The sequence below is a fragment of the Capillibacterium thermochitinicola genome, from assembly GCF_013664685.1.
GTDB classification, from domain to species: domain Bacteria; phylum Bacillota; class UBA4882; order UBA10575; family UBA10575; genus Capillibacterium; species Capillibacterium thermochitinicola.
The window spans coordinates 1-11453 of record NZ_JAAKDE010000044.1 but is presented as its reverse complement, the minus strand read 5'-3'; the positions used below and the strand labels follow the sequence as shown (position 1 = coordinate 11453).

General features: G+C 50.2%; 13 protein-coding genes. 11 read left to right on the top strand and 2 right to left on the bottom strand.

Annotated elements, in window-relative coordinates; all coding sequences use genetic code 11:
- Window positions 1-3 precede the first annotated feature (3 nt).
- The 10 genes from G5B42_RS10870 to fusA all read left to right on the top strand — a co-directional run bounded on the left by G5B42_RS10870 (window position 4) and on the right by fusA (window position 9700).
- Window positions 4-330 (top strand): hypothetical protein, encoded by a 327-nt coding sequence (locus G5B42_RS10870; RefSeq protein WP_181340498.1) that lies wholly within the window; start codon window positions 4-6, stop codon window positions 328-330.
- A 53-nt stretch (window positions 331-383) separates the two neighbouring features.
- The gene (locus G5B42_RS10865; RefSeq protein WP_407926914.1) at window positions 384-1037 is read left to right on the top strand and encodes a DUF6115 domain-containing protein; all 654 of its coding nucleotides are present in this window, start codon (window positions 384-386) and stop codon (window positions 1035-1037) included.
- Between the two features lie 152 nt (window positions 1038-1189).
- Window positions 1190-2245, top strand: a complete 1056-nt coding sequence (ftsZ, locus tag G5B42_RS10860) for a cell division protein FtsZ (RefSeq protein WP_181340496.1) — start codon at window positions 1190-1192, stop codon at window positions 2243-2245.
- Window positions 2246-2504: 259 nt separating this feature from the next.
- Window positions 2505-3407, top strand: a complete 903-nt coding sequence (locus G5B42_RS10855; protein WP_181340495.1) for a sigma-E processing peptidase SpoIIGA — start codon at window positions 2505-2507, stop codon at window positions 3405-3407.
- A gap of 60 nt (window positions 3408-3467) precedes the next feature.
- Window positions 3468-4178 carry an RNA polymerase sporulation sigma factor SigE gene (gene sigE, locus G5B42_RS10850; RefSeq protein ID WP_181340524.1) on the top strand — a complete coding sequence of 237 codons (711 nt, stop codon included), beginning with the start codon at window positions 3468-3470 and terminating at the stop codon, window positions 4176-4178.
- A gap of 195 nt (window positions 4179-4373) precedes the next feature.
- A complete protein-coding gene (locus G5B42_RS10845; RefSeq protein WP_181340494.1) occupies window positions 4374-4874 on the top strand; it encodes a CDP-alcohol phosphatidyltransferase family protein in 501 nt (166 codons plus the stop codon).
- A gap of 104 nt (window positions 4875-4978) precedes the next feature.
- On the top strand, window positions 4979-5656 hold the full coding sequence (locus G5B42_RS10840) for a PrsW family intramembrane metalloprotease (protein ID WP_181340493.1): 678 nt from the start codon (window positions 4979-4981) through the stop codon (window positions 5654-5656).
- Window positions 5657-5759: 103 nt separating this feature from the next.
- Entirely contained in the window at window positions 5760-6494 is a 735-nt protein-coding gene (locus G5B42_RS10835; RefSeq protein WP_181340492.1) for a YebC/PmpR family DNA-binding transcriptional regulator, read from the top strand.
- Window positions 6495-6560: 66 nt separating this feature from the next.
- Window positions 6561-7061 (top strand): BofC C-terminal domain-containing protein, encoded by a 501-nt coding sequence (locus G5B42_RS10830; RefSeq protein WP_181340491.1) that lies wholly within the window; start codon window positions 6561-6563, stop codon window positions 7059-7061.
- 572 nt (window positions 7062-7633) lie between these two features.
- Window positions 7634-9700: an elongation factor G gene (gene fusA, locus G5B42_RS10825; protein ID WP_181340490.1), complete on the top strand. Its 2067-nt coding sequence runs from the start codon at window positions 7634-7636 to the stop codon at window positions 9698-9700.
- A gap of 73 nt (window positions 9701-9773) precedes the next feature.
- Here the strand turns inward: fusA and G5B42_RS10820 are convergent, their stop codons facing one another.
- Window positions 9774-10331, bottom strand: coding sequence for a phosphoheptose isomerase family protein (locus G5B42_RS10820; protein ID WP_181340489.1), 558 nt, complete (start codon window positions 10329-10331; stop codon window positions 9774-9776).
- 98 nt (window positions 10332-10429) lie between these two features.
- Between G5B42_RS10820 and G5B42_RS10815 the strand changes: the two genes are divergently transcribed.
- A complete protein-coding gene (locus tag G5B42_RS10815) occupies window positions 10430-11179 on the top strand; it encodes a hypothetical protein (protein ID WP_181340488.1) in 750 nt (249 codons plus the stop codon).
- Window positions 11180-11246: 67 nt separating this feature from the next.
- Here the strand turns inward: G5B42_RS10815 and G5B42_RS11995 are convergent.
- A partial coding sequence (locus G5B42_RS11995) for a hypothetical protein (RefSeq protein ID WP_231133518.1) occupies window positions 11247-11453 on the bottom strand: 207 nt, incomplete at its 5' end.

Sequence of the window (11453 nt, the reverse complement as noted above, 5' to 3'; positions counted from 1 at the left end):
AGGATGATCGGCCCTTTAGACACGCAAATTCTGGTTAATCGAACATTAGAGGTGCAAAAACAGCATGGTGGTGTCCTCCAGGGACTAGAAGATGAGGAACAAATCCGCAAGGAACGGTTGAACAACGAAATAAACCGCGAAGAACATCGCGTCCAGCGGAGAAGTGAAATTGTGCACGGACGCGTCCAAGATGAGGGTAAACGCCGGGGCAACAATGCGCCGCCAAAGGGAGAAAAAAAGGCAAAGAAAGAGGACGAACCGCAAAACGCACGCAGTCGCAGTAAAGATCGGCACGAGTGGCGGGGGCGCTTTATCGATCTTGAGTTGTAATAAGCGAGAGGGGAAAAGTTCAGATGGTTGGTTGGTGCTTCTTTTTTTTGCTAGTGATCATTGTTCTGGGCTGGCGGGAAAGGAAAAGAAATTGGCGGAGATTTTCGGAAATAACTTCCCGGCTGGCACAGGTCGAAGAGTTGCTATTGGAAGTCTGTTCGCTAGTGGAGGAAAGACTGATCAAGGAAGAACTTTCCCCGCTCCCGCATGAACCGGAGAAAACGGAAAAACCAGAAGAGCCGGAAGTGACGGAGGAACCGGAAGAAAAGGCGCAGCCGGAAAAACCGCAGGGACCCGCGGAGCTTGGTAGACCGGATGGGGTGGAGCGCCGGGAAGTCAGCCATCTACCGGAAGGAACCAAACAACCGTCACCAACGGCAATGGGTAAAAGGGAAACATCCGTTCTGAACAGGGAGCAACCGGAAAAACAAGGGGAGCCGAAGCAGCCGGAACAACCGGAGCGGCCGGAGCAAGCGAAATCCCCGGTCTCCCAGCCGAAGCCACAAACCCAAGCAGAGAGCAAGCAAACGATGGGCCGAAAAGTAATGGCCACAAAAGGGCAAAATCTGCCCGCCTGGAATCAACAGATCATCGAACTGTGGCAAAAAGGACTCTCGGTCCAGGAGATCGCCCGCCAACTCGAAAAAGGCCAGGGAGAAGTCCAATTAATCGTTGACCTTTATTGCGATGAGCGACCGCAGAGTTAAGATGAGGAGGATGAGGAGGAGACGAAAGTCTCTTCGTTTTTATTTAAAATATTTATTACGAAGCAGGGAACTGGTAAACTTTGTGGAACTTTTATAGTTTAGGGAACACTTCAGCGCTGGCCTCAGGGCTTTAAATGAATAGGAGGAGCATTATGCTTCAGTTTGAAGTAACAAACCAACAGTTTGCCACGATCAAAGTCATCGGTGTGGGCGGCGGAGGGACCAACGCTGTTAACCGGATGATTGAAGCGGGCTTACAAGGGGTTGAATTTGTAGCAATTAATACGGATGGACAAGCCCTGCTCCGCTCAAAGGCTGATACAAGATTGCGTATTGGTGACCAGTTAACCAAGGGTTTAGGCGCCGGGGCGAATCCGGAGATTGGACGGCAGGCGGCCGAAGAGAGCAGAGAAGAGATTAGCCAGGTGCTGAAAGGCTCCGATATGGTCTTCATCACCGCCGGAATGGGTGGGGGGACCGGAACGGGGGCGGCACCGGTTATTGCGGAAATGGCAAAAGAAGCAGGGGCGCTGACGGTTGGCGTGGTGACCAAACCATTTAATTTTGAGGGCAAGGTCCGGATGCTCCAGGCGGAGGAGGGGGTTAAAGCCTTAAGAGAACGGGTTGATACCCTGATCACCATCCCCAATGAACGCCTGTTTCAGATCGTTGACCGCAAAACCTCCTTTGTCGAGGCCTTTAAAACCGCGGATGATGTTCTGCGCCAAGGGGTACAAGGAATCTCCGATCTGATCACGATTACCGGACTGATTAATGTGGATTTTGCCGATGTCAAGACCATTATGAACAACGCCGGCTCCGCCCTGATGGGCATTGGGGTCGCCCGGGGCGAGAACCGGGCGGTGGAAGCAGCCAAGGCGGCGGTCTCTTCCCCGCTTCTTGAGACTTCGATTGCCGGCGCGAAGGGAATTTTGCTAAATATCACAGGCAGTTCGGATCTGGGGCTGTTTGAGATCAACGAAGCCGCGGCGATCATTACCGAAGCGGCCGATCCCGACGCCAACATTATCTTTGGCGCAGTGATCGATGACAAACAGGGGGACGAGATCCGGATCACTGTGATTGCCACCGGTTTTCAACAGAAAAAACAACGGCTTGGGCTGGAAGAATTGGAACTGCGCTCACTGGTGGACGGGGACGAACTGGAAATCCCCTCCTTCCTCTGGAAAAAAGGAAAACGTGGCTAGCCAAGACGGTTTCGCGCCAAGAGCTTAGCCAATCATAATATAATAAATCTTGTTTTTTACGAAATGGCCTGAACAGGCCATTTCGTTGTTTAAGGGCAGGATCGGCTTATTCCGTTAATATTGCCGAAGAAGCGAGAGGGTTCGCGAAAAAGCGTGTTATAACAGTGGACGGGCGGGAAATTATCCGCACGAATCCTTTGTTTAGAAAGGATTTCCCCCTGGTGAATGGTAGATTAAGGAATGAAAGAAGGTGGGAAAAATGCGGGATGTCTTTATTGACGATTGGATCTTTGGGGCTTTTATAAGTTTGATCATGAATTATCTTTTGTTATGGGCGACGGGAAGGATCCTCAACAAGAACCGGGCCGGGTGGCGTCTTTTGGCGGCCGCTTTCTTCGGCAGCATTTATTATTTTGTACTGTGCTTTCGGATGGCGATTGGTACGGTTGGCAATTACGAACTGATCATTTTTATCGGGACCGGGATCCTGATGCTGGTTATCGCTTTTCCGCAGCGGTCGGTGAAAGAACTCCTGCGGACAATTGGTCTCTTTGCCTTACTATTGGTTTTAACCTCCGGAGTCACCTACTTTCTTTTGTATCCGCCCTTCTTTCCCGCTGCGGCTTACTATAACCCGTGGCAGGTGGTTTTGGTCAACATTCTTTCCCTGCTGGTCGTGACCGAATTGGGGTGGGGGTTGGTGCACCAAGTATTGCTGGAGAAAGAATGTCTATTTGCGTTACGGCTCAGTGTCAACGGAAACTCCCGCGAGTTCTCGGCCTTACTGGATACGGGTAATACCCTTGTTGATCCTTTGACGAGACACCCGGTTTTAGTGGTGGAAAGCCAGGTTCTACAAGGGGTTGTTCCCCCCGAGATTCTGGCCTTAAGCGAGCGGATGGCGGAGGGAGGCCTGCCGGACAACAAGGCACTGGAGTTTAGCCCGGACTGGATGGCCCGCATCCGGTTTATCAGTTATACCAGCGTGGGAAGGCAGAAGGGTTTTCTGTTGGGCTTCCGCCCGGATGAAGTGTGTTTATTGGATAAGGAGCCGAAAAGACTGCCGCCGGTGGTCATTGGGCTTTACCAGTTCGCGAAGTTGGGCGGTGAGGGCAAATACCAAGCGCTCTTACCTTCAACGCTTTTGAACGGGGTTTATTAGTCCTGTGCAGTTTGGAATTAAAAGGGGGAGTCGGTTGTGGTGGTGAGAAATTGGTGGCGGATGCGGCTGGCCCTTAAAATCCTGATCGTCCGCATTCTGCAGAAATTAACCCTTTACCCGCGGGGGATTTATTATATTGGCGGCAGTGAAGCGCTTCCTCCCCCCCTCAGCAGTGAAGAGGAAGGTTATCTGCTGGGGAAATTGAAAACCGGGGATCCGGCGGTGCGCAGCCTGCTCATTGAACATAATCTCCGCTTGGTGGTTTATATTGCCCGGAAATTTGAGAACACCGGGGTGGGGATTGAGGATCTGGTTTCGATCGGAGCGATTGGCTTAATCAAAGCGGTCAATACGTTTGATCCCGATAAGAAAATAAAACTGGCGACCTATGCCTCCCGTTGTATTGAGAATGAGATCCTAATGTATTTGCGCCGGAACAGTAAACTCCGGTCGGAAGTGTCCTTCGATGAACCGCTCAATGTGGACTGGGACGGGAACGAACTGCTCCTGTCGGATGTCCTGGGGACCGAAAACGACATCGCCTATAAACAGTTGGAGGAAGAGGTGGATAAAGATTTACTGGCTTCGGCGATGGCTATGTTAACGCGGCGGGAAAGGTCCATTGTTGAATTGCGCTTCGGGCTGAAGGACGGGGTCGAGAAAACCCAGAAGGAAGTGGCTGATTATCTGGGAATCTCCCAGTCTTACATCTCCCGGCTGGAAAAGCGGATCATCAAAAAGTTACAAAAAGAAATCAGAAAAATGGGGTAGCGCCTTGAAAACAAAGGAGGATTTTATAGAGAGAAGCCGAAGAAGTAAGCTAATGACCGGGCCGGTTGGGCCGGGACGGCAGCGGCTGTGTTTTTACCCAATGGTAGACAGCCAGCCAGCCATGGGAGTTTGGTCGCTGTTTATTCCAGCTAGTTATGATAAAATGAGCTCCGGTAATTTAGGGGGAAACGTATCATGAATACCGCTAATCTTCTCTCACTAACCCGACTTCTCTTAGCCCCATTTATTCTGGTGTTTTTTTCCCGGAAGAACCTCTATGGTGTGATTGTGGTTTGGGCCTTGGCGGCGCTGACGGATTTTCTCGACGGGCGCATGGCGCGCAAGCTGGGCGAGATTAGTGAATTGGGGAAGATTCTTGATCCGTTGGCGGACAAAATCACCTTGGGCTGTTCTCTTATTGCCCTAATGATCTGGTACGACTTACCCGACTGGCTTGGCGTGATCTATATCACCAAGGAACTGCTGCAATTAACCGGTGGGTTGTTCTTTTTTAGGAAGAAGCAAAAAGTGATTCCCAGTAACTATTGGGGAAAAGCCAGCACCTTTATCTTCTTCGTCGGCTTGTTTGTCTTTTGTATCGTTGCCGAACTGGGTGTGCTTATTCTTTCGTTGGGCCTTATCCTCTCGATGATTGCTTTTTTTACCTATTCTCGAAATGCCTTAAAGAAGAATTAGGAAGAAAACCTGCGTAACTTTCCTCCGAAGAAAAATGGCGCAAAGCCATTTTCTTTTTTTGATCGGGGAATAATAAGCCCATGTTTTAGCGAGGAGGAAAGGCGATGCTGGTTCCACATCTCTTGGTTTCGATCCTGCCGGGGGTCTTATGGCTTGTCTTCTTTTACCGGAAAGACCGGCATGAACCGGAGCCGAAGCGGGTAATTGCCCGGGTCTTCCTGGGTGGCATGTTCATGGTGGTTCCGGCCGGGGCGCTCGAATTCCTTGGTAAAGACGGGCTAACCATCGCCCGGGGTTCCGGCGATTTAGGGCTCATCTTTCTCTATGCCTTCTTGTATATTGGCCTGATCGAGGAAGGGCTAAAATTTTTACTCCTGGCCCTCACCGTGAACTACCGCAAAGACATGAACGAACCGGTGGACGGGATTGTTTATGGCATCACGGTCGGTCTGGGCTTCGCGGCTTTGGAGAACCTCCTCTACACGAGAACGATGGGCTTTGAAGTCGGGATCTGGCGGGCGGTTGTGACCTGTTTAGCCCATGCCACCTTTTCGGGCTGGGGCGGCTATTTTTTAACGGCGGGGGGAGCATACCGTTCCGTGCGGCAACGGTTTTTCCGCGGTTTCGGGGTGGCCCTGTTTTGGCACGGGTTATATGATTTCTTCATTTTTTTGAACACCCCGTTTTGGTCGGCGGGTGCCCTGGTCCTGACGGGGATTTTACTCTATTTCCTGTTTCGGAAAATGCACGAACTGGAGGCCGCTTCTCCCTTTAACAATTGAGGTCTAGTGGTAGGGAAAAAAGCAAGGGATCCGGTTTTTGTTTCGCCAAGAATTCTGGTATAATTAAATAATGCTAGAATTCTTATGGTTTGAGGTGAAAGCAATGGCCGGACATTCGAAATGGGCTAATATCAAACGGAAGAAAGAAAAGACGGATGCACAGAAGGCAAAGGCATTTACCAAAGTAACCAGGGAGATTATCGTCGCCACCAAAGCCGGGGGCGGCGATCCGGACGGCAATTTCCAATTGCGGTTGGCTATTCAAAAAGCCAAAGCGATCAACATGCCCAATGATAACATCACCCGGGCCATTAAGCGGGGGTTGGGTTCCTCCGAGGCCGACCAGTATGAGGAGATTATTTACGAAGGATACGGGCCGGGCGGGGTTGCCTTTTTGGTTCAAACCTTGTCGGACAACCGGAACCGGACGGCCAGTGAAATGCGGTATATCTTTTCGCGGAACAACGGAAACCTGGGAGAGACCGGCTGTGTGGCCTGGCTTTTTGACAAAAAAGGGGTAATTTCCGTTCCTAAAGAAAAAGTGAACCTTGATGAAGAGAAATTATTTGAACTGGCGTTGGAAGCCGGAGCCGAGGATCTCCGGGATGAAGATGAATATTACGAAATTATTACTGGGATTGCCGAATTGGAACAGGTGCGTAACTATTTGGAAGGGAAAATTCCGATTGAAGAAGCCGAACTGTCCTATCTTCCCAAGAATACGGTCACCGTTAGCGGGGAGGACGGAGAAAACCTCCTCAAATTGGTCGATGCTTTGGAAGAACACGATGATGTCCAAAATGTTTATGCCAATTTTGAAATCGCCGAAGGGAACTGAGGGATCAAGTATAAGCGGAGCCAATTTTGGGTAATTTAACCCAAAATGGAAAGAGGAGCGATCAAGATGAAAAGGGTTGGACTGGTCCTCCTCCTCGGACTGGTTTTGGGGGGTGTTTACCTCCTGGCCAACACCGGGAAACTCGCTTTGGTCAGCGGCTCCGTACTGAAACAGAAAAGTTTTACCCTTGAATATACAGCTTTTTATACCGGTTGCCAACATGAGGAGCGGAAGGAAGAGTGCCACTCCCCACGAACCCGGAACGAACTCCTGGAAAAGCTAACCAACGAAGGCTGGGTAATCACCAGTTTTACCTCGGAGCGGGTGGGCTTGGAAAAAGAGGAGACCAAGCTATGCCCGGGGTGCCAGGAGCAAGAGTTTATCGGGATTTACGGAAATGAAATTGGCGTGTACGCCGGGAGTCCCGAAAAGCCCGGCCCCTTGAAACAGGTGATCCCGGTCAATATCAGCCGGCTTCCCAAGGCGGAGATTGAAGACCTCAGAGCGGGGATTGTCTGCCGAGGCGCCCAAGAGAAATGGCGGATTCTCGAGGGGTATCAGAACTGAAAGCCGGGAAAGGAAAACCTGGAGGATAAGATCCTCCAGGTGCCCGAGGGTGATGTACCGACCTTCGCGCCGGCTAACAAGGATACCGTTGATACCGTTGGACCAACCTGCGGTTGCTTTTTTCGGCACCCTGGCTAACCTTTGCTCGAACCCGAATCCTACCTCCTCAAAAAACCGTATTCCCATCAACAACCTGGCAAGAAACGGGCTCTTAACTCGGCCCCAACAACTCCATCTGCCTAAGGCAAGATCAAATTGGTGGGACCTTTGCGCCGACCGGTTCAAGTAAGGTTAAACAATAACCAATACCGGAACCGATCTTTGCTCGACCTCCTTTAACCGGTGTCAGCCTGATCTGACAGGGGTGAAATTCAGTCTTCGTTCGGCCGGACATCTACCACTAGTATTTTATCCGGATGAGGACCAGATTATGCTTTGGCTGACCGGGGGTAGACCGTGAGAAAATAGGCGGTAGGAGGAGAAAATAATCAACTTGAGGAGGAAATACTTAAAGATAGTAGAATAATCTTAACGTTATGTGATTTTTTTGCGCATTTCGAGGAGGGTTTAGTTTGAAGAGTTATAATGTGGATAAGATTCGAAACATTGCCCTGGTTGGCCATGGCGGATGCGGAAAGACGATGGTGGCCGAGGCCATGCTCTATCAGACCAAAGCGGTCGACCGGTTTGGGCAAGTCGATGATGGAACTTCCGTGATGGATCACGATGCGGAGGAAATTAAAAGGAAAATCTCGATCAACACCTCCCTCGCGCCGGTGGAATTTGAGGGCCACAAAATAAATCTCCTTGATACTCCCGGGTTTTTTGATTTTGTCGGTGAAGTAAAAGCCGGGGTCCGGGTTGCCGATGCCGGATTGGTCGTCGTTTGTGCCGTCGGCGGCGTGGAGGTCGGCACCGAGAAGGTCTGGGCTTATCTGGATGAAAGAGACTTGCCCCGGATCGTGTTTATCAATAAAATGGACCGGGAAAATGCCAACTTCCATCAGGTTTATGAAGCATTAAAAGCGAAGTTCGGGAACAAATTGATTCCGGTGCAGATTCCGATCGGAGCCGCCGAGAACTTCAAAGGGATCGTCGATGTTATAACAGGTAAGGCTTATATTGACGGGAAAGAAGCGGAAGTCCCGGCGGAATTAAAAGACCAAGTGGAAGAGTATTACCACCTCCTTCTGGAAGCAGCAGCCGAGACCGATGATGAGCTGCTGACCAAATACCTGGAGGGTGAAGAATTAACGAAAGAGGAAGTTTTAAGCGGGTTCCGGAAGGGAACGATGAGCAACCAGATTGTTCCCGTCATGTGTGGTTCTGCCCTAAAGAACATCGGTATTGATGCTTTAATGAAGAAAGTGGTGGAAGCGCTTCCTTCGCCCGCCGATGTCAAGCCGGAGATCGTCACCAACCCGCAGAATAATGAGGAAACCGAACTGAAGGCGGATCCCAATGGCCCAACGGCGGCGCTTGTCTTCAAAACCATGGCCGACCCCTTTGTGGGTAAATTAACCCTCTTCCGTGTTTATTCCGGTAAAGTGAAGTCCGACTCTTCTCTCTGGAATGCTTCCCAGAACCAGGAAGAGCGGATCGGTCAACTTTTCTTAATTAAAGGTAAAACCCAGATTCCCGTGGCCGAACTTGCCGCCGGCGATCTGGGAGCCGTGGCCAAACTTCAGGTCACCAAGACCAATGACACCCTGTGTACGAAAGGCGCTCCTTACCTTCTCAAGAAAGTCGATTTCCCAACCCCCAAATTCACTTTGGCAGTGGTGGCGAAGAACAAGGGCGATGAGGATAAGATTAGCGGCGGCTTAAGCCGGCTGGAGGACGAAGATCCCACGCTCAAAGTGGAGAAGGATACGACCACCAAAGAGATGCTCATTTCCGGGCTTGGTGATTTACACCTGGAAGTCACCATCAGCAAGTTGCATAAGAAATTCGGCGCCCAGGTTGAATTAAAAGACCCCAAAATCCCATACAAGGAAACGATCAAAGGGAAAGTTCAGGTCGAAGGAAAACACAAGAAACAATCGGGCGGACGGGGTCAATATGGCCATGTTTGGCTGGAGTTGGAGCCGCTACCGCCCGGTGGTAACTTTGAATTTGTTGACAAGATCTTTGGTGGCGCCGTCCCGCGGCAGTATATCCCGGCCGTCGAAAAAGGGGTCCGTGAAACCATGGAAGAAGGCGTCCTCGCAGGCTATCCGGTAGTTGATGTGAAAGTTACGCTTTATGACGGTTCCTACCATAGTGTGGACTCCTCGGAAATGGCCTTTAAGATTGCCGCTTCGATGGCGTTTAAGAAAGGATTTATGGACGCCAACCCCATCCTCTTGGAGCCGATCATGAATGTGACCGTGACCGTTCCTGAGGAATACATGGGTGACATCATCGGCGACCTCAATAAAAAGCGGGGCCGGATTTTAGGAATGGACCCCGACCAGGGTTACCAGATTATTCGCGCCCATGTTCCCCTCAGCGAAATGTTCAAGTATGCGATTGACCTCCGTTCGATTACCCAGGGGCGAGGCGAATTCGAAATGGAATTCGACCACTACGAAGAAGTTCCGGCGAACCAGGCGGAGGCTATCATTGCGCAATCAAAGGCCGAGGCGGCCAAAGAATAAGCCTTATGAAGCAAAGCCAAAGTTTATTAGGTGTAAAGATAAGAAAAAAGCCCGTTTTCGGGCTTTTTTTCTTCTAAAAACTGTTGCCGAACAACGTCGACTCGACCAAGGTGCCGATAATATGGCCCAACATTAAGAATATTTCTTTGACCCGCGGACGGTTGGCCGACGGGAGATAAAAGAGGAGATCCGGACGGTGGTTTTTTAGCGGGGGGTAGCTACAAAAGGCGAAGGTGAAGAGGTTTTTTTCTTTCGCTTCGCGGACCAGCGTTTCGGTTTCTTGGCTGTGTTCACCGGCGATGATGAAAAGGGCATCACCTTTTTCTCCCTGACTGATTAGATTAGAAAGAGGTTGTTGTTGACGGGAGGTTTTCTCCAGGAAACTGACGGGCAGCGGTGGGCGGTCCATATTCAAACCGTGCTTGAGATGTTCAGCAAGATCACGGGCGATATTGTGGTAAGGTTCCAAGCCAATAATGAGAATTGATTTTTGCGCTTGAAAGATATCCACCATTTTACTGGCCATTTGACGGGCGACATCTAAACCTTCCGTACTAAGCAGGACCGGCAGTTCGGCAAGGTCAAGTAATTGTGAGAGGATAAATTCCCGGTTAAAGTTGTGGTTCAGCATCAAAATCCTCCTTACGAATCTTCCGCCAAAGTCACTTATCCTATTCTATGAACATAAAATGTTTTGAGTGCATAGAATTAAGGGATGAGGTGATGAAAATGGCCGAAAAGTTTAGGATCAAAAAAACCCCGGGACAACAAGGTATTTTCCGTAATCTGAATAACAATTCATATCAAGACGGTCCCTACCACACCATCCGCACGCCCCAGGATCAGTCGGCGTATGATCCCTGGGCCGATTGGTTTAACGCCGGTCTTGAACCGGAACCGTTCGACGACAACTTTTATGTGGAACCGGCGCCGAACAATTCCCCCTGGTTTTCCGGCGCGGGTGCGGACTATAGCACACCATGGTTTATACCGGAAGAAGAGCGGCAATACCAATACCGGGAGGAAGAAACGCCACAACCGCAGGTCCCACAGGAATACCCGGTTTACCCAGGGGAAGACCAATCCTTTGGCTACCCGAGTTATTACCCGGGTTATCCAGAAGCGCAGGACAATCAAGAATGGCGACCGGTCGAAACGGAAGAAACGACGGACTATGACAGTGTCGGTTCTGCGGTTGGAGAAGAACCGACGGTGCCGGCCGGCGTAACCAGCCCCAGTGAAGAGAAGAGCCAGGAAGAAGAGGCGGTTTATGCGGTAAAAGAAGAGTCAGGGAAAGAGGAAAGGGAAGACGAAACGACACCGGTTGCGACAGAGAGTAAACCCGTAGCAAAGAACGGGGTTGAAGAAGATAAAATCATAGAAAGCGGGAAAGAGGCAGAAAAAGAAGAAGCGAAAGACACCTCCCGTTACAACCGGGAACCGTTGGTCTGGAAGGCCTTCCCCGAAAAAAGCTGTTAGTGCCCACAAATTTTTTTGAAATAAATCTAGACAAAAATAAAATGCTGTGGTATTATATATTTTGCGTTCAGGAGACAGCTAGTCCCTGGTAAACGCAGCAAATATTAACTGAACCCTGAAAACTAAACAGCCAAGACAGGTAAGAGAAGGTAAGGGCTTGTTGCTTTACAAAGAAGTGATAAGTCCGGACGACGTCAAGAAGAAAAAGATGAGCTAAAATCAGCTCTTCAAGAATTTTACGGAGAGTTTGATCCTGGCTCAGGACGAACGCTGG